Here is a 21,966-nt window from a genome sequence, read left to right as displayed (position 1 = left end):
GGCTAGAAGAGTGCCACCTTGGGGACTGTCGGGAAGATGGTGTCCAGCTCGGCAAGGTCCTCGGGGGACGGCTGCCAGTCTGCGGCCGAGGCGTTCTGGCGGATCTGCTCCGGCTTGGTGGCACCGGCAATGACGCTGGCGACGGACGGCTGGGCGGCGAGCCAGGAGAAGGCCACGTCCACCTCGGTCAGCCCGCGTTCTTTGGCGAACCGGCTGAACCTGCCCAGCTGGTCCCAGTCGGCGTCGTCCACCATGTTGGTGCGTGTATGGCTGAGCCGCGAACCGTCCGGCGCGTGGCCCGGCGCGTATTTGCCGGTCAGCAGGCCGTTGGCCAGGGGGAAGTACGGCAGGACGCCCAGGCCGAATTCCTCAGCCGCGGGGGTGACCTCCAGTTCCGCCCGGCGGTCCAGGAGGTTGTAATGGTTTTGGGTGGAGATGAAGCGGGCACCGCTGAGTTCGCGGGCAACGTATTCGGCCTGGGCGATCTGCCAGCCGGCGCGGTTGGAGTGACCGATGTACCGGACTTTTCCGCTGCGGACAAGGTCGTCCAGCGCCGAGAGGGTCTCGTCGATGGGCGTCTGCGGGTCCGGGGTGTGGAACTGGTAGAGGTCGATCCAGTCAGTGCCGAGCCGCCGCAGCGACGCTTCGACGGACTGGATGATGTAGCGGCGGGAACCGCGGGCACCAAAGTCCGGACCATTGGCACCCTTGGCATCCATCCCGAACTTGGTGGCCACCACAATGCCGTCCCGACGGCGTCCAAGCGCCTTGCCCAGCATGGTCTCGCTGAGGCCGGGCTCACGGCCGTAGTTGTCCGCCACGTCGAACAGCGTGATGCCTGCATCAAGCGCCGCGGAAACAACGGCGTCGGTGCCTTCCTGCGACTCGGTGGCAGTGTTGGCGCGGCCCAGGTTGTTGCATCCGAGGCCCACAGTGGAGACGGTCAGGCCTGACTTTCCGACGCGGCGGTACGTTGTCACAGGGAACTCCTAGAGGCTGAAGCTGTTGGCGGGTTTGGCGGAGTGCTTGAGCTTGAAGTTTTCCGGGTCAGAGAACGGGGCAGCACCGATGCTGAGCTTGGTGAAGTCCAGGTCCTCGCCGCGGGCGCATACCTTGATGGCGGCGACGGCCTTGTTCACGTCCGGGCAAAGGCAAAAGATGTTGAGCTTGGAATCGGTGAACTCCGACCTTTCAACGGTGCCCAGTCCCCGCCACGCCAGGTGGCTGACCAGCGCGTCGGTGGCCTTGGCCTGCAGGCGCCTGTCGCGTTCGGTGCCCTCCCGGGTCTTGAGGGCGAACTGCGCCACCACCCAGGACTGTTCCTCCTCCGGAATCACGGCGTAACCGTCCTCGGCGCATTGTGCGGCGAAAGCATCCATCAGCCCTTCTGCGGCGGCTGCATCCGGGACGTCCGTCTCCTGGGTCTTGCTCTGGTGCCCCACGGCGCCGAAGTTCATGACGAACTGGCCGTACTCTTCGTCGTACCAGGCCTCCCGGAAGTGGAGTGCGCCCTCGTCGTCGCGTTTGTAGACCCGGATGTTGTCGCTCATATACGTCCCTTGGTAAACCAGCCGACGTCCGTGCCGTCGAACGGTGCCTGCTGCGCCTTAACGGCCTGGAAAAGTTCTGCGGCTGAAGCCTCGAGGGACTCCGCCAGTGCTGCGGGGTAGTTCATGGCGGCTCGGTGGTCCTCGAACTCGTCCTCGTCGTCGATGAAGACGCCGCGGCCCGCTGTGCTCACCACGTCCAGGTCCATGTCAATGACGTGGAATTCGGTGACGTGCGGCCGGATGGGGTTCCATTCGTGGGCCACGGCGAGGTCGATGTAGATCCGGACGCCGCCGGGGTGGGCGTCATCGTAAAACGTCGCTACCCAGTCGCCGTCCCGCGGAACCAGGAGGACGGCGTCGGACCTGGTGTAGAAGGCCGCGCCGGGACGGGAACAGAACTCGTTGGTGCCCTGGAAGATCCACCAGCCGTGGCTGTCCTCGCCGAGGTAACGGCCGGGCACCACCCAGTGCGCCTTGCCGTTCCACTTGCGGTTGCGGGCCACCACCAACTGTCCGGGTTCGAGTCCCTGCGGCGTCCGGGTTGCGCCGGGGTGGCCGGTTTCGTGCTGGTCCCCCAGCATGCCGGGATACGCGGGTCCAGACTGGCCCTCCGGACTTTCCTCTCCCCTCACAGGATGGGAAGGCTGCCGGTGGTGGGGTGTTGCTGCCCCGGCAATGGACGCGCAAAGGGGACCTTTGTCCCCAGAACCTGGGCAACGACGTCGTGCGTGATCTGCTGTGCGGTGAGGCCGACGCGCTCCAGCACCTCGCTGCGGGTGCCGTGGTCCAGGAATTCGACCGGAAGGCCCACTTCGTTCAGCGCGGTGTCCACCCCTGCCGCCCGCATCTCCTGCCGGATCCGGGATCCAACTCCGCCGGCGCGGACGCCGTCTTCGATGCAGATCACCAGGCGGTGGTGCGAGGCCAGGGCAACGATGGAACGGCGGACCGGAAGCACCCAGCGGGGGTCCACCACTGTGGTGCTGATCCCCTGGGCGCCGAGCCTGTTGGCCACGTCGAGGGCGAGCTCGGACATTGCGCCGACGCTGACGATGAGGACATCGTTGGCAGTGGAACCCGCGGGCCGGCGTGCCAGCACGTCCACACCGTCGCTGAGGCGTTCCAGCGCCTCGATTTCGGCGCCTACGGATCCCTTGGAGAACCGGACCACGGTGGGTGCGTCATTGATGGCCACGGCTTCGCGCAGTTCCTCGCGGAGGCGTGAAGCGTCGCGGGGCGCAGCGAGGTGGAGTCCGGGGACGATCTGGACCATGGACATGTCCCACATGCCATGGTGGCTGGCGCCGTCCGGGCCTGTGACGCCTGCCCGGTCCAGGACGATGGTGACGCCGGCCTTGTGCAGTGCCACGTCCATAAGCAGCTGGTCGAAGGCACGGTTGAGGAAGGTGGCGTACACGGCCACCACAGGGTGGAGGCCGCCGAAGGCCATGCCGGCTGCGGATGTCAGGGCGTGCTGTTCGGCAATTCCGACGTCGATGACCCGGTCCGGGTGCTTGGCGGCAAACTTGTGCAGGCCCACCGGGATCAGCATTGCACCGGTGATGCCCACAACGTCCTTGCGTTCGTCCGCGATGGCAGCGATTTCGTCGGCAAAGACCGAGGTCCAGGATTTTGCGCCCGCAGTGCCGGTGGGTTCGCCGGTCTCCGGATCGATGATGCCGACGGCATGGAACTGGTCTGCCTCATGGGCGCGGGCGGGCGCATAGCCGTGGCCCTTTTCGGTCATGGCGTGGACGATCACCGGGCCGTGGTAGTTCCGTGCAGTGGCGAGGGCGTGCTCCAGGGCCTGCAGGTTATGCCCGTCCACGGGGCCGATGTACTTCATACCGAGGTCCTCGAACATGCCCTGCGGGGCCCACCAGTCCTTGACACCCTTTTTCATGGCGTGGAGGCTCTTGTAGGTGAACTGGCCAGCCGGGCCGCCGTTCTGGAGCTTCTTCTTCCACCAGTCCAGCGCCACCTCATAGGCAGGTGCTGCACGGAAGGAATCGATGGTGGGGCGCAGGGACGCCAGGTAGTCGGCGAAACCACCCACCGTCGGTGCGTAGGAGCGGCCGTTGTCGTTGACGACGATGACCACGCGCCGTTTCTTGTCGGCTGCGATGTTGTTGATGGCCTCCCAGGCCATCCCGCCGGTCAGCGCGCCGTCGCCTACGACGGCGACGACGTGCCGGTCACCTTCGCCGGTGAGCTGCCGGGCACGGGAGATTCCGTCGGCCCAGGACAGTGACGAGGAGGCGTGCGAGCTCTCCACGATGTCATGTTCAGACTCGGCCCGCGAGGGGTACCCGGAGAGGCCGCCCTGCTGGCGGAGGGTGCTGAAATCCTGCCGCCCGGTCAGCAGTTTGTGGACATAGGACTGGTGCCCGGTGTCGAAGACGATGCTGTCACGCGGCGAGTCGAAGATGCGGTGCACCGCCAGCGTGAGTTCCACAACGCCGAGGTTGGGTCCGAGGTGGCCGCCCGTCTGGGAAACGTTGGTAATCAGGAATTCCCTGATCTCCGAGGCCAGCTGTTCCAGCTGCTCTTCGGATAGATCGTTCAGGTCCTGCGGATTCCGGATGGTGTCCAAGATTCCCAATGACCCCTCCTTCGGGTGGTAGACGTGCCGTTTAACTCTAACGCCTTGGTCCGCGGACAAGGCTCAGCCGGACGGCCGAAGCCCCGGCTGGTCGGTGACCGGCCGGGGCTTCGGAGAGGTTCTGCCTGCTGGCAGTCTCCGCTAGTTCGTGGAGATCTGGCGCAGAACGTACTGCAGGATGCCGCCGTTGCGGTAGTAGTCCGCTTCACCCGGCGTATCGATGCGAAGGACGGCGTCGAAGGTCTTCGAGGAGCCGTCTTCGGCGGTTGCGGTTACCTTGAGGGTCTTGGGCGTAGTGCCTTCGTTCAGGGCGGTGACGCCCTCAACCGAGAAGGTTTCCGTGCCGGTGAGGCCCAGGCTGGCAGCGTTCTCGCCGGCCGGGAACTGCAGGGGCAGGACGCCCATGCCGATGAGGTTGGAGCGGTGGATGCGCTCGTAGCTCTCGGCGATGACGGCCTTGACGCCCAGCAGGGCGGTACCCTTGGCAGCCCAGTCACGCGACGAACCCGAACCGTATTCCTTACCTGCCAGGACCACCAGCGGGGTGCCTGCTGCCTGGTAGTTCTGGGCGGCGTCGTAAACGTAGGCCTGCGGGCCGCCTTCCTGGGTGAAGTCGCGGGTGAAGCCGCCCTCCACGCCGTCGAGGATCTGGTTCTTGATGCGGATGTTCGCGAACGTACCGCGGATCATCACCTCATGGTTGCCACGGCGGGAACCGTACGAGTTGAAGTCCTTGCGCTCTACGCCGTTGGCCAGCAGGTACTGGCCGGCGGGGGTGTCGGACTTGAAGGAACCGGCAGGCGAGATGTGGTCCGTGGTGACGGAGTCGCCGAGCTTCAGCAGCACGCGGGCGCCGCTGATGTCCTTGACCGGCTCCGGCTGGGCCTTCATGCCCTCGAAGTACGGGGGCTTCCGGACGTAGGTGGACTTTGCATCCCAGGCGAAGGTGTCGCCCGCAGGGGTGTCCAGCGCCTTCCAACGGTCGTCGCCTTCAAAGACGCCCTCGTAGCCGCGGGCAAACATGCCCTTGTCGATCGATGAGTCAATGACCTGCTGGACCTCGACCGGGTTCGGCCAGATGTCCTTGAGGAAGACGTCATTGCCGGCTTCGTCCTGGCCCAGGGCATCGGCTTCGAAGTCGAAGTCCATGGTTCCGGCCAGGGCGTAGGCGATGACCAGCGGCGGGGAAGCCAGGTAGTTCATCTTGACGTCCGGGTTGATGCGGCCTTCGAAGTTGCGGTTGCCGGAAAGCACAGCCGTGACGGAGAGGTCGTTGGCCTGGATGGCTTCGGAGATCTCGGCGTCGAGCGGACCGGAGTTGCCGATGCAGGTGGCGCAGCCATAGCCCACGATGTAGAAGCCGAGCTTCTCCAGGTAAGGGGTCAGGCCCGACTTGTTGTAGTAGTCGGTCACTACCTTGGAGCCCGGGGCGACGGAGGTCTTAACCCACGGCTTCGCGGCCAGGCCCTTTTCCACGGCGTTGCGCGCAAGCAGGGCAGCAGCCAGCATCACCGAGGGGTTGGACGTGTTGGTGCAGGAGGTGATTGACGCGATCGACACCGCACCGTGGTCCAGCTCGAACTCCCGGCCGTCCGCGGTCGTGACGGCCACCTTCTTGGACGGGCGTCCATTGGCCTTGGGGCCGTGGCTGTGGGGCGCCTGCTCCGTGAGGTGCGTTGCCGAAGCGGTGAACGACGGGGAATCCGACGCCGGGAAGCTCTCGTCGATGGCTTCGTCCAGGCTGCCGTCGGCCAGGTCAACCTTGACGTAGTTGCGGAGGTCCTCGCGGAACTGGTCCTTGGACTCGCTGAGGATGATCCGGTCCTGCGGACGCTTGGGGCCGGAGATCGACGGAACGACGGTGGACAGGTCCAGTTCAAGGTACTCGGAGAACTTGATCTCGCGGGAAGGATCGTGCCAGAGGCCCTGTTCCTTCGCGTACGCCTCGACCAGGGCAACATTCTCATCGGAGCGGCCGGTGAGGCGCAGGTAGTCCAGGGTGACGTCGTCGATGGGGAACATGGCGGCGGTGGAGCCGAACTCCGGGCTCATGTTGCCGATGGTGGCGCGGTTGGCCAGCGGCACGGCCGCGACACCCTCGCCGTAGAACTCGACGAACTTGCCCACCACGCCGTGCTGGCGCAGCTGCTCGGTGATGGTGAGAACGACGTCGGTGGCGGTGGCGCCGGCCGGGATGGACCCGGTCAGCTTGAAGCCGACGACGCGGGGAATGAGCATGGAGACGGGCTGGCCGAGCATGGCTGCCTCGGCTTCGATGCCGCCAACGCCCCAGCCCAGCACGCCCAGGCCGTTGACCATGGTGGTGTGGGAGTCGGTGCCGACGCAGGTGTCGGGGTAGGCGCGCAAAGCGCCGTTGACTTCACGGGTCATGACCGTGCGCGCCAGGTACTCGATGTTGACCTGGTGCACGATGCCGGTTCCGGGGGACGACCTTGAAATCGTCAAACGCGGTCTGGCCCCAGCGCAGGAACTGGTAGCGCTCACCATTGCGCTGGTATTCGATCTCCATGTTGCGCTCCAGCGCGCCGGAGTTACCGAAGGCATCGATCTGCACCGAGTGGTCGATGACCATTTCGGCCGGTGCCAGCGGGTTGACGCGCTTGGGGTCGCCACCAAGTTCCTTGACGGCTTCACGCATCGTCGCCAGGTCCACCACGCAGGGGACGCCGGTGAAGTCCTGCATGATCACGCGTGCCGGCGTGAACTGGATTTCTGTATCGGGTTCCGCGTTGGGATCCCAGCCTGCCAGGGCGCGGACGTGATCGGCAGTGATGTTCGCGCCGTCCTCGGTCCTCAGCAGGTTTTCAAGCAATACCTTGAGGCTGAACGGAAGGTTTTCTGCACCTTCAACGGAGTTCAACCGGAAAATTTCATACTCGGTTCCGGCTACATTAAGTTTGCCTTTTGAACCGAAGCTGTCCACAGTGCTCATCGCAGGACTCCTCTCGCAACAGTTTCATCTTTGTCGCGCGGTTGACCGCCTGCTAGTTAGGTGGTCCTAATTAGCTCAGGACCCGAAAATGGCACACAGCCGCCCGCGAATACGGGGCGCGACGTGGGACTACTACGGCCATCGTAGTCGAAAACGCCGTGGCCATGACGGATGATGCGATCAGGAAAGGGGCGTCAGCAGCGCCACCGTCTCCAGGTGGTGGGTGTGCGGGTAGATGTCGAAGGCCCGCAGGCCGGCGAGCTCCCAGCCCGCATCCCGGAAGTAGGACACGTCACGGGCGAACGACGCCGGATCGCAGGATACGTAGGCAATGGCCCGCGGGTGCGCATCGGCCAGTTGCCGCACCACTGCCTTGCCGGCACCGGCGCGGGGCGGATCGAGCACCAGGGCGTCGAAATTCCGCGGCTTCTGGCGGAGGACACGCTCCACCCGGCCCTGGACAATTTCCACCTGCGGCGCAGCGTGCAGGTTCTTGCGTGCATCCCGGCTGGTTCCCGGCGCGCCCTCGACGGACAGGACCGCGCCGGTCTCCCCCACGGCGTCGGCCAGCACTGCGGTGAACAGTCCGGCTCCGGCGTAAAGATCCGCAACCACCGCACCGGGGTGCAGGAATCCGCCCCCGTGCAGGAAATCTGTGACAGCCCCCACAAGCGTCCCGGGCGCGTCGCGGTGGATCTGCCAGAACCCGGCGCCCGTGACCCGGTAGTCGTGTCCGGCCGCGGATTCCTGGACCCACGAGCGGCCCCGCAAGCGGGTCACTTCTCCGGAGATGGGGTCGAACCCGGCTGCCGACACGTCGTCCGGCAAGGCCGCTGCAACGGCCGCCAGGCGTTTGGGTTTCGTTCCCTCCGCCGGAGCCAGCAGAACGAGCGGGCGGGATCCGTTGGCCGGGGCTGCGACCTCCACCCGTTCGATGCCCTGGAGGTCGATGTCCCACAGCTGCAGGGCGTTGATGGCGTCCGTGGCCAGCGGCATCTCCCGGACCGGGAGGACCTGCGTGGAGCGGTGCGCGTGCATGCCCAGCTTCCCCGAGGGTGCCACCGAGAAACTGGCCCGCGTGCGCCACCCAAGGCCCGTCCCGCCGTCGGCCGCTTCCCCCACGGCTTCCACGGCGCCGCTCCAGCCGGCGGGCGCCTGCCCCGTGCCGCCCAGCCGCCTGAGCTGTTCCTCCAGCACCTCGGCCTTGAGCCGGCGCTGCCGGTCCAGGCTGACGTGGCCGAACTCCGCACCGCCCACCGGAGGGTGCCCGTGCCCCCAGGCCCGGGTGGAATCGGCCGCACGCCAGAAGTGGTCCACCCGGTCCGGTGACGCGTCCAGTACGTCCACCACGTCGGCGCGCCAGAACTTCGCGTTGTCCCCGGCGTCGGTGAGCCGCACCCGGACCTTTTCCCCGGGAATGCCGTGGCGGACGAAGATGACGCGGCCTTCGTGGCGGGCTACGCAGTGGCCGCCGTGGGCCACGGGCCCCACCTCGACGACGAGTTCCTCCCCCGCATGGGCATCTGCTGTGCTGCCCGCTGCAGTGTTTTCGGTAGTCGCGGAAGTTCTGGGGGTCATTGCACGTCCTGGAGGTTCTTGGCTTCTTCGGATGATTTGAGCTGCCATGGCACGCTGGCCACCATGACTCCGGGTTCGAAGTGCAGCCTGGTCTTGATGCGCAGGGCCGTCTGGTTGTGCACCAGCTGCTCCCACCACTTGCCCACCACGTACTCGGGGATGTAGACCACCACCAGGTCGCGCGGAGAGTCGAGGCGCATCTGTTTGATGTACTCCATGATGGGCGTGACGGTTTCGCGGTAGGGGCTGGCCAGCACTGTCAGGGGAACGGGGATGTCCAGCTTCTCCCAGTCATTGACCGTGTGGGCGGTCTCTGCCGCGTCAATGTCCACGGTAATGGCATCCAGCCGGGACGGGCGCGACGCGCGGGCGTAGGCGAGGGCACGGAGCACCGGCTTGCGCACATGGGACACCAGGAGGACGGCGTGGACGCGGGTGGGCAGCGCGCGGGGAGACGAGTCCTCGTCCACGGCCAGTTCCTTGGCCACGTTGTCGTAGTGGGCCCGGATGCTCCACATGATGAGGAACAGGATGAACATGGCGAGCAGCGCAATCCAGGCACCCTGTTCGAACTTGGTGATCAGCACGATCACCAAGACCAGCGCCGTCATGCCGAAGCCGATGGTGTTGATGGTGCGGGACTTCATCATCCTGCGCCGCACGGCCTTGTCCTTGGCGAGCTTCAGCTCCCGGCCCCAGTGCCGGATCATGCCGAGCTGGCTGGCCGTAAAGGAGATGAAGACGCCAACGATGTAGAGCTGGATGAGCTTGGTGACGTCGGCATTGAACGCGATGATCAGCACCAGGGCCCCGGCGGCCAGTGCCAGGACGCCGTTGCTGAAGGCCAGCCGGTCACCCCTGGTGCGGAGCTGGCGCGGCAGGTAGCCGTCCTGGGCGAGGATGGAACCCAGCACCGGAAACCCGTTGAACGCGGTGTTGGAGGCGAACACCAGGATGACTCCGGTGGCGGCCACCACGATGTAGAACGGGATGGAGCCCGGGCCGAAGATGGTCTGCGCAATCTGGCTGATGGCCGGGTTCTGGATATAGCCCTCGGGCAGCGGGCTGCCGTTGAGCAGGAACTCCGTGGCCGGGTCCAGGACGATGTGGACCTTCGTTGCCTGGGCCAGGAACATGATCCCGGCCAGCATCGAGGCACCGATAATGCCCAGCAAAAGAAGCGTGGTAGCGGCATTCTTGCTCTTGGGCGGACGGAAGTTCGGCACGCCGTTGCTGATCGCTTCGACGCCGGTGAGGGCCGCCGCCCCGGAGGAGAAAGCCCGCAGCAGGAGGAAGGCGCCGGCAAGTCCCACCAGGCCCTCGTCGAAGCCTGCCGCCGGGACGATGGTGAAGGCGGCGGAGGGGGCCTCGCCCAGCTGTCCGGTGGCCACCTGGTACACGCCCACCGCCGTCATGCCAAGGATGGAGGCCATGAAGATGTACGTGGGGACGGCGAAGACGCTGCCGGCTTCCTTGATGCCCCGGAGGTTGACCAGCGCCAGGATGATCACGCCGATGGTGGCGATGGTGGCCTGCTGGCCGTGAAGTGAGGGCACCGCCGTCGTCAAATATGCCGCGGCCGAGGACATGGACACTGCCACGGTGAGGACGTAGTCCACCAGGAGAGCTGAGGCGACAGTGAGCCCTGCATACTTGCCCAGGTTTTCATTGGCGATCTCGTAGTCCCCGCCACCGGACGGGTAGGCGTGGACATTTTGCCGGTAGGACGCCACCACGGTCAGCAGGACCACCATGACGGCCAGGCCAACCCACGGGGAAAAGGCCACGGCGCTGACACCGGCCAGGGCCAGGGTGAGCAGGATTTCGTCCGGCGCGTACGCGACGGAGGACAGTGCATCAGACGCGAAGATCGGAAGGGCGATCTTCTTCGGAAGCAGGGTATGGGCCATCCGGTCATTCCGGAACGGCCTGCCCACCAGAACGCGCTTAACCGCGTTGAATATTGTCAGCACTCCACAAAGCTAGTCTGATTCCCGGATGATGTCATGACGGCAGCCGGCGGCAGGAAGCAGGAACGCTGCCGGTAGAGTTCTAGCTGCAGAAGCTGGACCGGAATACGGAGGAGATACGGTGGCGCATTTCGTGATCATGGGATGTGGCCGGGTGGGGGCGACTCTGGCGCACACACTCGAAGATGCCGGGCACTCGGTGGCCATCATCGACCAGGACGACCGCGCGTTCCGCCGGCTCCGGCAGGGGTTCACCGGGCGGAAGGTCACCGGCGTCGGCTTCGACCGGGAAACGCTCAAACAGGCCGGAGTGGCAGAGGCCTACGCCTTCGCGGCGGTATCAAGCGGCGACAACTCGAACATCCTGGCCACCCGGGTGGCCCGCGAAACCTTCCATGTGCCGCATGTGGTGGCGCGGATCTACGATCCCGGCCGCGCCGAAATTTACCAGCGACTGGGCATCCCCACCGTGGCGGCGGTCCGCTGGAGCGCCGACCAGGTGCTCCGCCGGATCCTTCCGGAGCAGCACCTCGCCGGCGACTACCGCGAACCTTCAGGACGCCTGGTGCTGGCCGAACTGGACCTGGACGCCGGGTGGGTGGGCCACAGGATCAGCGCCATCGAGAAGGCCGCCGGCGTCCGTGTGGCGTTCCTCACCCGTTTCGGCGAAGGGCTGCTGCCGGATGCCGGCACCGCCTACCAGGACGGTGACACGGTCCACGCCATGCTCCAGGTGGACCGCACCTCCCACGTCGCCCAGGTCCTGGCCAAAGCCCCCGCTAAGGAGTTGCAGTGAAAGTCGTGATCGTTGGCGCGGGCAGCGTCGGATCGTCCATTGCCAGGGAACTGCTCTCGCACAAACACGAGATCCTCCTGATCGACCTCAAACCCGAGGTCATCGGACGCAGCGGCCTTCGGGGCGCGCATTGGCTGGTGGGCGACGCCTGCGAGCTGAGCACCCTCCAGGGCGCGAAAGTTGAGGAAGCCGACGTCGTGGTATCCGCCACGGGCGATGACAAGGTCAACCTGGTGGTCTCGTTGCTGGCGAAAACGGAGTTCGGTGTGGGCCGTACGGTGGGCCGCGTCAACAACCCCAAGAATGACTGGATGTTCAACGACTCCTGGGGCGTGGACGTTGCTGTCAACACTCCGCAGCTGATGACCGCACTGGTGGAAGAGGCCGTGGAAATCGGCGACCTGGTCCGGCTCCTGACCCTCCAGACGGGTGTGGCCTCCCTGGTGGAGTTCACGGTTCCGCACGATTCACATGTCATTGGGAGCACCGTGGGCGACATCGAGTGGCCCGACGATTCCACCCTGGTGGCAATCCTGCGGGACCATGCCCCCATCACGCCCAGCCGGGATGACGTCATCGACGGCGGTGACGAACTGTTCTTCGTAACCACCATCGCGGCAGAGGATGAATTGCGTGCCCTCCTCTCCCCCGATGCTGCCGAATCAGCGGCACTGCCGGAGGAACCGGAAACACCGGGCGGCCAGGTGCCTTCTAGCGCCGGCACAGCCTCTGGCGGCGGGGATCATGGCAGCGCCGTGGGTGGCAGCCCGGACCACGCCGATGATGTAGACGGAAACGGCAGCGCCGCATCAGCCAGTGCTGCGCCTGCCAGCACGACGCAGGATTCCCGGCAGGCCCGGCAGTCGTCCCTCGAGGACGACGGGTTCGACGGGTAACCGGGCCAGCAACTGTGGCGTGACCAGCCCGGACCAGTAGTGGCCGCCCGGGCTGGCCCTGTGCCGGGTGACCGCAGCGGAGCTTAGCCCTTCGCCGCCGTTTCGCCGCCTGCTGCATCCGCTGAGGCGGCGGGACGGGTAACCAACCAGGCGATCCAGACTCCCAGGATGTACAGCGGGGCGCCCATGATCAGGCGGGTGGTGGCCAGGGCCGCGAGTCCGTCCGGTCCCATCAGGTAGAGCGGTACCTGCACCAGCAGCCGCAACGCGAGGACGCCGACGATGATCCAGGTGCCCAGCTGGTAGGCACGAACACGGGCCTGATCCTTGCGCCAGTCCAGCCCTTCATTACGGATAAAGCCGAACAGCAACCCGGCAACCGGCCACTTCACGAAGATCGAGATCACCATCGCAATGATGTAGGCCGCGTTGGTAAAGAACCCGGGCAGGTAGAAATCCTCGGCCTTGCCTGTGGTGTTCGCAAGCCACGCGGATATGCCGACGCCGACCACGCCGGCGAGTGCCTGGGTCAGGGGCCGCCGCTGAACGAGACGCACCACAGTGAACACCGCCGCGGAGGCCAACGCAGCCACCAGCGACGGGGTGAGGTCCTGGGTCACCGTGAAGGCAACGAGGAAAACCAGCCCGGGCAGGATGCTTTCGGCGATGCCCTGGATACCGCCGGCGCTTTTCAGGACGTCGACGCGTCCGTCATGGGTCCTGTGCAACCCCGCTTTGGCGGCGTAGTCGGCGGCCAGTCCGGCCATTGGCGAGGACTCCCCGCCGTTGTCCCCGGTGTCATTGGCCGGGAAGTTGCCGGCCCGGTCCTTGGAGGAACGGGGTCGGCCGTCGTCGGCGCCTCCTGCTGCGGGGTGTCCCGCGGCATCCGGGCGGGCCGCGCCGGGCGATGGGTCTGGCTGCTGCGCGGTCATTCGTTCTCCTGGTGGGAAAGTATTTCGTAGCGCGGGTTAAAGATGGTGGGCATCCCCTCGCTCCTGGACAGCATGCCTTCGAGCTTGAGTTCGGTCCCGGCTTCGATGCCGGGAACTCGGCGCCGGCCCAGCCACACGACCCGGAGGCGCGCCCGTGGCGCGCCGGCCCGGGCGGATCCCGGACGGAGGGCGCCGGAGTTGGAAACAATCGCGCTGAAGGCTGCAGTCCGGTCGGCCGGAACGTAGGTGACGGACTCGATGCGGCCCTGGCACAGGACGCGCCCCTTGTCCGGCAGTTGGTCGAGGGGAACAGGTGCCCTGCCGTGCGACGCCGGCGATCCCCCACCCATGGCTTCAGCCAATCTGGGTGACTTCGGGGCCGCGTTCCGGCTCCTGGAGGCTTGGAGCCGCCGGAGCGCCCGGAGGCGGTGTGGTGGTTGCATCCTTGGGGAGGCGCAGCTGGAGAAGGTCGCGTGGTGGCATGGGGCTGTCACCCCGGACTACCACTACCTTCCGGAACAGTGCTTCGAGCGGTTCGGCCGCGTCACGTTCGAGTGCAGCAGGTCCGCCGAGCACGCCGCGAAGGAACCAGCGGGGGCCGTCGACGCCGATAAAGCGCGCCACGCGGAATCCCTGGCTGCCGTCGGGGAGCCCGGCAGGAAGCTTTGCCACGAGTTCTGTTCCGAAGGGGCCCTCGATGTCCTCCACCTGGCCGCCCTGCGCACCGACCGACTGGCCGATCTGGCTGCGGATCTCTTCCCAGAGCTCTTCGGTTTTCGGTGCTGCGAAGGCCTGCAGCTGCAGGCTGGACCCGTTGAGGTCCAGGGTGACTGCCACAACCCGCTGGGTGGCTTCCTCAACCTCGAGTCGGAGCTGGAGGCCCTCGCTGGGCGTGATCAGCAGGGCGCCGAGATCCACATATCCGTCGCGGCTGCTGATTTCCGACTCATCCAAGGGGCCGTTGGCTCGCTGGTCCGCAGCCTCCGCTTCGCCGTCTGCGGGCGCGTCGTCAGCGGGCAACCCTTCCGGTGCGTCCGGTTGCTCCGTCTTGGCTTTCCTGCCGAACCCAAAGGCCATGAGGATATTTCTCCTTAAGTGTGGATGTTCCGGTCCGGCCCCGGGAGGTACCGTCGCCGTACTGCGTTGGCCGTGGCACGGGCTGCCACGGACCGAATCAGGCTCCGGGCAGATTGAACCCGCCGGTGGAGCCGAAGCCCCCGGTGCCGCGCACCGACCCGCTCAATTCCGTGACTGGAACGAACTGTGCATACTCGACGCGCTGGATGACCATCTGGGCAATTCTATCGCCGCGCCGCAGCTCGATGGCCTGGCTCACATCAGTGTTCAGCAGCGTCACCGAAATCTCGCCGCGGTAGCCGGCGTCGACCGTTCCGGGGGCATTGACAATGGTGAGGCCATGCTTGGTGGCAAGGCCCGACCGCGGGTGGATCAGGGCAACGAACCCTTCGGGAAGGGCGATGGCCACGCCGGTTGGGACGAGCCGGCGCTCACCGGGCTGCAGGGTAACGTCCTGCCGCGCACGGAGGTCCGCACCGGCATCGCCGGGATGGGCGTAGGAAGGCGCTTCCAGTTCCGGATCCAGCATCTTCAGCTGGACCTGCAGGGTGGGAGCAGAGGCCGGGGGTTCAGGCGCGTCGTCGAAAACTGTACTTGCTGCGGCGGGTTGATCAGTCACAGTCACTCACTCTAACCCGCGCCCCGGGATCGGACCTAGGGTGGGGCCCTCCACGCGGAAGCCCCTGGCCCGCCGGGGCGGCGCGTGGCGTTTGCCCGCCAAGATGAAATAGCCCGGCAAAGGTGGAAAGCTTGGCCTATGCCCGAAACAAGCTCCCCTGCCCCCACGCCCAGCCCGTCCAAAGGGTCCTCGGCCACTTATAGGGAGAAGCTCTGGCCCAACGTGTGGATCTGGATCATTGCCGCTGGAATTTCGGCGGCCGGGATCCTGGTCTTTGCGCCGATCAGCATGTTTGCCGGCATCACTGCGGCAGTGGTCCTTTTCGTCATCATGGCGGTACTCCTGATCCTGTCGACGCCAACCCTCCTGGTCACCGCGGAAACCTTCACCGTGGGCCGCGCCACCATCGAGCGCAAGTTCGTCGGCGCCGTCGAACACTTCAGCGGCGGGGAAGCAACGGCGGAGCGGGGCACCAGGCTCAACGGCCTCGCCTACCTCTGCATCCGCGGGTGGATCGACCCCGTAGTCAAGGTGGAGATCACCGACCCCGCCGACAAGACGCCCTACTGGCTGACCTCGACGCGGCACCCGGAAGAACTCGCGGCGGCCCTCACCCGCAACTGACACACCAGGGACGCCCGAACAGGCCAGGGAACGGAAACGGCTGACGCCGCCGGGACCGTCGGTCCCGGGTGAAACCGCGGTGGCATCGCCGGAATATCGCGGCGCGCCCTGCCCCTTGAGGCAATTAACGCCCACCGGGTGGCAGAGTTTCGATTGATAGTGATGCCAGGGTGGAGGATTTGTATGCAGGATCTACGGCTTGTAGGCGTGCACGACGACGGGACTCACCTCCTGTTGAGCGGGGCCGGCGGCGAGATGTTCCGGCTGCCGATCGATGAAGCGCTCCGGACAGCGGGCCGGTCGGCTCCGAAGCCGACGACGGAAAGGCCTGCCATTCCCATGTCCCCACGGGACATCCAGGCGCGGATCCGCGCGGGCGCCACGGCCGCGGACGTCGCAGAACTTTCCGGCCTGCCGCTTGCAAAAGTTGAGCGCTACGAAGGCCCGGTCCTTGCCGAACGTGAATACATTGCACAGCAGGCCCGCAAGGTCGAAGTAGCCACGCCCTCCCCCGGCCACGACGTCTACCGGTCCGCTTTCGGCGACAACCCCGCCACCCTGGATGAGATGGTGTCGCACCGGCTGGCCGCCCACGGCATAGACCCCTCATCAGTGGAATGGGATTCCTGGCGCAAGCAGGACGGAACCTGGACCGTCACCGCAAGCTTCCAGGCAAAGACAGACGGCACTTCCGGTATCGGCGAAGAACCGCCGGCCACGTGGACCTTCAACCCCGTCCGGAAGGCACTGCAGAACACCAACCGCTGGGCCCAGCAGCTCAGTGAACTGGAGCCCCTGGATGGACCCGTTCCGGCCCGCCGCCTGTCGGCCGTCTCGGACCGGCCATTCGATTTCGAAACCGACGCCGATGCGGTGCGGACTGGCCCGCAGGGCGTGGTTGCAGGGCCCGGCAAGGAAGCTGATGGGCTGCTGGACATGCTCCGTTCCCGCCGGGGCCAGCGCCTGGGCGTCGACGAGGACTCCGACGACGCCCTCGCCATGCTCCTGACCCACGGCGTACCGGCGGCCCACCCCCGGCCGTCAGAGGTTGTTCCTGAACCCGAGGCTGATCCTGAAGCCAACGTCGAAGAACCGGACAACGACCAGCAGGACGACGAGCCGGATGCTCCTGCTGCGAAGGGTGATTCCTTTATCCGCCGGCGCGACGCCAGGCCTTCCATGCTGTCCCGCCTGAGCCTGATCCCGCCTCACCGTGACGCCGAGGATGACGTCCTCAAACTGCACGACGGCGTGAGCACGGAAACCCGCGAAGTCACCATCGTCGCGTCCCCGCAGAACAGTGGCTCCCCGCGGAACAGCCAGTCCACGCCGGAAGGCCCCGCCGAAGCAACCTCCAACGACGCTCCTGCCGGGCGTGACGGCGCCACCAACGCAGGCTTGGACGAACTGCTGGGCGGCGGCCAGCGCCGGTTTGCGTCGAGGAACGACGACGGCCAGTCCAGCGTGAAGGGGCAGACGCCGGAAGCTGAGGCACCCGAGCGCCAGCCTTCCCGCCCCAAGCGCTCCAGCGTCCCCTCCTGGGACGAGATTGTTTTCGGCACCCGCAGCGAATAGAACTACATCGCGGCACCTCCGGGTTCCCGCGGCGGGCACTTTCGACGTGGCCAGGACAGAGCACCGCATAAACGCTCCCTTCCCGGGTTGCGGCCGCTAGGCGTGAAGCAACCAGTCCGTGCGCCCTCCCCATGGATCAGCGGGCAGCACGAAGGGTGTCGCGTAGAGGGCTTCCCACAGCGGATCGTCCGGGGAGAGATCGCATTGTTCGATCAGGTCCTCTCCGAACAGTTCACTGTTCAATGACTCGTCGTCCGGCGGGTCCGACAGCAGGTGCTCCGGACAGACCGCAATGCCGGCAAGGATCTGCGCCTCCAACGACCACCGCACTTCATCTGTTCCGTTGAAAGTCTCTTCCTCCGGCAGTTCCCCGGGACGTATTTGCCCCCACGGCTCCTCCGTTGGGACTATTCTTCCGGCCGCGTCAGTCGCGCCCGTCGCAAGGTCACTGCTCCGTGCAGAGACATCAACCGCGCCAACGTCACCGATCAGTGCCTGCTCCTGTTCGAGTTCGAGGAGTCCTGGTGGCCAGTGTGGTGGTTGCGGGTCGGGGTGTTGGCCCAGGTAGTGCCTGCCGGTCGGCGAGGTCCATCCGGGTGGTTCGGTTGTGGTGGCTGCCGTGGGGGTCCAGCCGCCGTTGTGTTTAAGCCGATGGTGTTTCGGGCAGAGTTGTGCCAGGTTGCTCACCCCGGTTGTCCCGTTGTGCTGCCAGGCGGTGAGGTGGTCCGTGTCATTGTCGGTGCTGGGGTTGGTGCAGCCGGGGAACGTGCAGTGTCCGTCGCGCATCCTGATCCAGCGTTTCATCGCCTCCGACAGCCGGTAGCTGGTCCGGCCGATCTCCAACGGTGCGCCGTCACGCGGGTCAACCAGGACCCGGTAAAACGAGGTCGCGCCGTCGGCGACGATTTTTCGGGCCATCGCTGCGGGGACGGGGCCGTACCCGTCGAGGTCGGCAGGTTCGTCGGTGCTGCCCAGCAGTGCAAACAGGGGGATGGTGACCAGCACGTCGGCTTTCGGGGCCGGGATCTTGCTGAGATCAACCGCGTAAGGGTCGCTCCCGGTGCCAGGTTCGTGGCCATCGTCGGACCGGCCTGCGGCAGCGGCCCCGGTGTGGGCGCCGAGGAGGAGCGCTGCGGCGGTGTCAGGCCGCAGCTGGGTGAGGCTGCGGGTCTCGCCTGGTCCTTGGAGGCCGCGGGCGATCGCGGTGGTCTTGTGCCAGATGGCGCAGGCAGTGTCCCCGGGAAGGATCAGGGTAATCGATGCCATCCCGTCAGCATCGGGCCGGTATTCCATCCGCCGGTCCGCCACACACCGGACGTGCCGTTCCTGGACTGTCTGAGGGTAGGTGCGTTCGCGCCAGGTCCTGACTTTCCGGCGGAACAGGTGCGCCACGAGGTCACCGGGCGCCGACCCGCGGGCCCGGTTCGGGGCGTGAGGGTCGAAGAAATGCGCCACCAACGCCGCAGCACTCTCGGGGGCGAGGCAGTCGGTTTCGTCGGCCACGATCACCGCGTGCCGCCACGACATCAACCCAGAAGCCAGCGCGGCCGCTACCGGTGGCATCGCACAAACCTTCCGGGACTGGCTGATGAACGCCGCCGCGGCACCCGGGCCGAGCGTCAGGACCCCGGCGACCTCCGCCGTCGTGGACATCTCCACGAAGGTCTTCTCGGCTTCGCTGGCGTCCGACGGCGTCATCGCCTCCTGAAACTCGGCGAAATCAGCGGCGTCGTGGGCCTTGCCCGCCGCGACCTGGGCTTCAAGACGGCTCCAGAACGCCAGTCGCTGCAACCGAAGCTCCGACTTCCGCCCCAACACATCAACCACCGCAGCCGCGCCCTCGACGTCAGGATCTTGAGCGCAATCCAGCTCGACGTCCTCCAGAAGCAGCGCGTCAAGGCTTGCCATGGAGGCCCGAAGACCCTCCATCACTGCCGCCCCAACCACTGCGTCTCCCATAAAGGAATTCTCGCGCGAGGGTCTGACATTGGCGGGGGAACGTGCAGCGACAGCGGACGGCCCTCACTCGAGGAGGTCCCGGTTCCGAGTCCGGGACAGCCACAAGGAGCAGCTACGCCCCGGTACCCGCGGCTGGTCCCCCGGATCCGTGCCAGAGGCATGCGTCAACGTCGAACGGCAGGAGCTGGTCCTGCTCAGCCATCAGGTTGGCCCCGTGGGCGGTGACACGGCGCATGAAGTGCCGTCTGCACAAGGTCTCGTATCCCACCACCGGCACGTGGTGGTCCGCGGCCGCAACAGCTCCGTCCACTGCCATGTCCACATCGCCCACCACCACCTGGGCACCCTCGGTGACCATGACGCCGTCGACCGTTCTGGCATTGTGTGTGGCGCGGCGCCCGCACCAGCACAAAGCCTCAACCTGCAGGACCTGCACACGGTCAGCGAGTTCGATCAGCCGCTGCGAGCCCGGGAACAGCCTGGTCCGGAAGTCCGCCGTGATCCCGAACGCGAAAACATCCACGTCGATCTCGTCCACCACTTTGGCGAGCTGCTCCACCTGCTCGGGCGTGTAGAACTGTGCTTCGTCACAGATGAGGTAGTCGACGCGCTGGCCGTGGGTCCGCCGGCGCATGACTTCCTCCCAAAAGTCCGTGCCGTCCACCACCTCGACGGCGTCGGTTTCCAGGCCCAGTCGGCTGGAGATCCGTGATTCACCGGCACGGTCGTTCCGGCTGAACCGTACGCCGCCGCGGCCCCTCGCCCGGTGGTTGTGGTCCATTTGCAACGCGAGGGTGGACTTGCCGCAGTCCATCGTGCCGGAGAAAAAGACGAGTTCAGCCACGGCGGCGGCCACCCTTGCCGCCGCCGGCCGTGAGGCAGAGCAGCGGAACTTCGCGTTCTGCCTTGGTCAGCGACCCGTGCTGGCCCACCACTTCCATGGCGGTGGGGCGGCTGCGCCGGGTGTCGTAGAGCGCCAGGGAGTCCCGGGCCGCGATCATCACGTCGCCGATCCTGCCTTCGACGGCGGGCCGCACGGCACCGAAAAGCCCGCCGGCCACAGCTTCGTCCCGGGTGAAAGCCCAGACCTTGCTGCCGAAGCGGTGGCGCCATGCGGTCAGCAGCCGGTCCCGGCCCGCTGTTCCGGCCGCCTCCTCGAGGTAGAGGTGGACCATGCGGGGTTCACCGGCTGTGTGCCGAACGCTGTCCACCAGTGCGGGCTCGGCGGAGTAGTCGATCCGGTGCGGTTCCGGCACGTCCAGCATTCCGTGGTCAGCGGTGAGGAGAATGGTGGTCCCGGCCGGAAGCGCGGTGCTGAGCCGCTTGACGGTGGCGTCGAGTTCTTCGAGCTGGTGTTCCCACTGCTGGGACTGGCAGCCGTAGCGATGGCCGGCTTTATCCAGTTCGTTCAGGTAGAAGTACATCAGCGATGGCCCGCTGCCGGACATGGCTTCCGCTGCGGACGCGGTGCGCGCATGGGAGGTGGTGCCGGAGATGAACCGGCCGCCGCGCAGGGCTGCGCGGGTCATGGGCGAATCCGCGAACTGGGGCAGGCTGACGGTGGTGACGTCGGCGTGTTCAGCTGCCCGTTCGAGCACCGTGGGGTGGGGCTGCCAGTCGTTGGGGTCCACTCCCGGGTCCCAGTTCCCCAGCAGGTTGACCACCTTGTCCTGCTGCGGGTCGAGTACGTCGTAACCCACCATGCCGTGCTGGCCGGGCGGCAGGCCGGTGCCCAGGCTGGACAGGGCCGCGGCGGTGGTGGAGGGAAACGCGGAGTCGAGCCAGACGGGCACCTCGCCCTGCCCCGCTCGGATGACCGAGCGGAGGAAGGGGGTATGGGCGGACTTCTGCTTGAGCAGGTTCCGGCCCAGTCCGTCCGCAACCACGACGCAGACCCGCTGCGACGGCGGCAGCTTCAGCGTGTTCGCAAACCCGCCAATTCCCATGCTGGCGGCGGCGCTGGTCAGCACCTCGGCCACGGAACGGTGTCCGTAGGCCGGTGCCGGGGGAAGGTCCGACGCCGGTCCGGACAGTGCGGCGGAAGCTGCAGGGGCGGCCGGGGGTACTTGGGGGCGCTCGTCGGGCATCAGCGCTGCTGGTGGCCGCGGCTGAGGCGCGTGCCGAACACACCGGCGCGCGGCCGGGGCGGCAGTGACTGCACGTGGGGTACCGGCGAAGTGGACCCGGTGTTGACGGCCCGCAGGGCACGGGCAAAGAGCTTCGCGTCCTGGACTGCCTGCAGCCCGTCGGCCTCTGCGCTGATCCGCAGCACGATGTCCTCCTGCGCAATCGTGCCGGTATAGCCGTGGTCCGCTTCGCATTGGGGATCGCCACAGCTGGCAGGGCCCATGTCCAGGCGCTGGCCACCGGACCAGGCAATGGACAGTGTCAGTTCCCGCACAGGATCGGACGGCTTGTAGTTCTGCGGCTGGGCGTACATGTAGCTGAGCACCACCGAGCGGATCTGGGCCACGGGAACGGACTCCGTGGAGATCTGGGCAACGATCTGCTCGCCGGCTTCGTCCAGCTGCTGGTCGTCCACGTGGGTGATCACCAGCATGTCAGCGGTCAAGACCAGCACCGTGATGTGGCGGCGGACTTCCGCACGGTCAAAGTGGGTCTCCAGGTGCACCAGGTGTGCCACGCAGTCGCGGCCGTCCAGGGCGTCGTCCACCACGTCTGCAACGAGGCGGGGATAGAAACCGGCCTTTTGGAGGGCACCTTCCAGGCTTTGGCCCTGGGAACTGTGGCTATGTGAGCTGTGGTGGCGGATGGCCTGGTTTTCGTTGCCGGGCGTTTCAGGCGCCGAGGCGGGAGGCTGGGAGCTCATTCCCC

Annotated in this window: 17 protein-coding genes and 2 pseudogenes; 4 read left to right on the top strand and 15 right to left on the bottom strand. The window is 66.5% G+C overall.

The window, feature by feature from the left end; all coding sequences use genetic code 11:
• Nucleotides 1-2 precede the first annotated feature (2 nt).
• The 7 genes and pseudogenes from ACHL_RS08270 to ACHL_RS08240 all read right to left on the bottom strand — a co-directional run bounded on the left by ACHL_RS08270 (nt 3) and on the right by ACHL_RS08240 (nt 10,656).
• Nucleotides 3-980, bottom strand: coding sequence for an aldo/keto reductase (locus ACHL_RS08270; protein ID WP_015936848.1), 978 nt, complete (start codon nt 978-980; stop codon nt 3-5).
• 9 nt (nt 981-989) lie between these two features.
• Nucleotides 990-1,550 carry a hypothetical protein gene (locus ACHL_RS08265; protein WP_015936847.1) on the bottom strand — a complete coding sequence of 187 codons (561 nt, stop codon included), beginning with the start codon at nt 1,548-1,550 and terminating at the stop codon, nt 990-992.
• Nucleotides 1,547-2,131, bottom strand: a complete 585-nt coding sequence (locus ACHL_RS08260) for a DUF402 domain-containing protein (protein WP_015936846.1) — start codon at nt 2,129-2,131, stop codon at nt 1,547-1,549. Before ACHL_RS08260 ends, ACHL_RS08265 begins: the two co-directional genes overlap by 4 nt.
• 47 nt (nt 2,132-2,178) lie before the next feature.
• Nucleotides 2,179-4,152: a 1-deoxy-D-xylulose-5-phosphate synthase gene (gene dxs / locus ACHL_RS08255; RefSeq protein ID WP_015936845.1), complete on the bottom strand. Its 1,974-nt coding sequence runs from the start codon at nt 4,150-4,152 to the stop codon at nt 2,179-2,181.
• Between the two features lie 141 nt (nt 4,153-4,293).
• Nucleotides 4,294-7,105 (bottom strand): annotated as a pseudogene (locus tag ACHL_RS08250) (aconitate hydratase).
• A gap of 180 nt (nt 7,106-7,285) precedes the next feature.
• Nucleotides 7,286-8,683: a class I SAM-dependent RNA methyltransferase gene (locus ACHL_RS08245; RefSeq protein WP_015936844.1), complete on the bottom strand. Its 1,398-nt coding sequence runs from the start codon at nt 8,681-8,683 to the stop codon at nt 7,286-7,288.
• Nucleotides 8,680-10,656: an APC family permease gene (locus ACHL_RS08240; protein ID WP_015936843.1), complete on the bottom strand. Its 1,977-nt coding sequence runs from the start codon at nt 10,654-10,656 to the stop codon at nt 8,680-8,682. The genes ACHL_RS08245 and ACHL_RS08240 overlap by 4 nt, the downstream gene beginning before the upstream one ends.
• A 118-nt stretch (nt 10,657-10,774) precedes the next feature.
• Here ACHL_RS08240 and ACHL_RS08235 point away from each other — a divergent pair, with 118 nt between their 5' ends.
• Together ACHL_RS08235 and ACHL_RS08230 are read left to right on the top strand one after the other, a co-directional pair.
• Nucleotides 10,775-11,449, top strand: coding sequence for a potassium channel family protein (locus ACHL_RS08235; protein WP_015936842.1), 675 nt, complete (start codon nt 10,775-10,777; stop codon nt 11,447-11,449).
• Nucleotides 11,446-12,117 (top strand): annotated as a pseudogene (locus ACHL_RS08230) (potassium channel family protein); the annotation flags it as partial. The gene ACHL_RS08235 and the pseudogene ACHL_RS08230, both read left to right, overlap by 4 nt.
• Nucleotides 12,118-12,428: 311 nt before the next feature.
• Here ACHL_RS08230 and ACHL_RS08225 read toward each other — a convergent pair.
• The 4 genes from ACHL_RS08225 to dut all read right to left on the bottom strand — a co-directional run bounded on the left by ACHL_RS08225 (nt 12,429) and on the right by dut (nt 14,973).
• Nucleotides 12,429-13,277 carry a DUF3159 domain-containing protein gene (locus ACHL_RS08225; protein WP_015936840.1) on the bottom strand — a complete coding sequence of 283 codons (849 nt, stop codon included), beginning with the start codon at nt 13,275-13,277 and terminating at the stop codon, nt 12,429-12,431.
• The gene (locus ACHL_RS08220) at nt 13,274-13,627 is read right to left on the bottom strand and encodes a hypothetical protein (RefSeq protein WP_015936839.1); all 354 of its coding nucleotides are present in this window, start codon (nt 13,625-13,627) and stop codon (nt 13,274-13,276) included. Before ACHL_RS08220 ends, ACHL_RS08225 begins: the two co-directional genes overlap by 4 nt.
• A 4-nt stretch (nt 13,628-13,631) precedes the next feature.
• Entirely contained in the window at nt 13,632-14,354 is a 723-nt protein-coding gene (locus ACHL_RS08215) for a DUF3710 domain-containing protein (protein WP_015936838.1), read from the bottom strand.
• Between the two features lie 97 nt (nt 14,355-14,451).
• Complete coding sequence (gene dut, locus ACHL_RS08210) at nt 14,452-14,973, bottom strand: dUTP diphosphatase (protein ID WP_015936837.1); 522 nt, start codon at nt 14,971-14,973, stop codon at nt 14,452-14,454.
• Nucleotides 14,974-15,111: 138 nt separating this feature from the next.
• Here dut and ACHL_RS08205 point away from each other — a divergent pair, with 138 nt between their 5' ends.
• Both ACHL_RS08205 and sepH read left to right on the top strand, forming a co-directional pair.
• Nucleotides 15,112-15,597 carry a DUF3093 domain-containing protein gene (locus ACHL_RS08205; RefSeq protein WP_015936836.1) on the top strand — a complete coding sequence of 162 codons (486 nt, stop codon included), beginning with the start codon at nt 15,112-15,114 and terminating at the stop codon, nt 15,595-15,597.
• A 183-nt stretch (nt 15,598-15,780) separates the two neighbouring features.
• Nucleotides 15,781-17,172: a septation protein SepH gene (gene sepH / locus ACHL_RS08200; RefSeq protein ID WP_015936835.1), complete on the top strand. Its 1,392-nt coding sequence runs from the start codon at nt 15,781-15,783 to the stop codon at nt 17,170-17,172.
• A 96-nt stretch (nt 17,173-17,268) separates the two neighbouring features.
• On the opposite strand, the gene ACHL_RS08195 is transcribed toward sepH, so the two are convergent.
• The 4 genes from ACHL_RS08195 to ACHL_RS08180 all read right to left on the bottom strand — a co-directional run bounded on the left by ACHL_RS08195 (nt 17,269) and on the right by ACHL_RS08180 (nt 21,961).
• Nucleotides 17,269-19,131, bottom strand: a complete 1,863-nt coding sequence (locus ACHL_RS08195; protein WP_015936834.1) for an HNH endonuclease signature motif containing protein — start codon at nt 19,129-19,131, stop codon at nt 17,269-17,271.
• Between the two features lie 112 nt (nt 19,132-19,243).
• Nucleotides 19,244-19,975 carry a thymidine kinase gene (locus ACHL_RS08190; protein WP_015936833.1) on the bottom strand — a complete coding sequence of 244 codons (732 nt, stop codon included), beginning with the start codon at nt 19,973-19,975 and terminating at the stop codon, nt 19,244-19,246.
• Nucleotides 19,968-21,218: an alkaline phosphatase family protein gene (locus ACHL_RS08185; RefSeq protein WP_015936832.1), complete on the bottom strand. Its 1,251-nt coding sequence runs from the start codon at nt 21,216-21,218 to the stop codon at nt 19,968-19,970. The genes ACHL_RS08190 and ACHL_RS08185 overlap by 8 nt, the downstream gene beginning before the upstream one ends.
• Nucleotides 21,218-21,961: a DUF5998 family protein gene (locus ACHL_RS08180; protein ID WP_043793886.1), complete on the bottom strand. Its 744-nt coding sequence runs from the start codon at nt 21,959-21,961 to the stop codon at nt 21,218-21,220. Before ACHL_RS08180 ends, ACHL_RS08185 begins: the two co-directional genes overlap by 1 nt.
• Nucleotides 21,962-21,966: the final 5 nt, after the last annotated feature.

It is taken from the genome of Pseudarthrobacter chlorophenolicus A6, assembly GCF_000022025.1.
GTDB lineage: Bacteria > Actinomycetota > Actinomycetes > Actinomycetales > Micrococcaceae > Arthrobacter > Arthrobacter chlorophenolicus.
The sequence above is the reverse complement of the archived record's forward strand: the minus strand, read 5'-3'. Positions and strand labels throughout refer to the sequence as shown.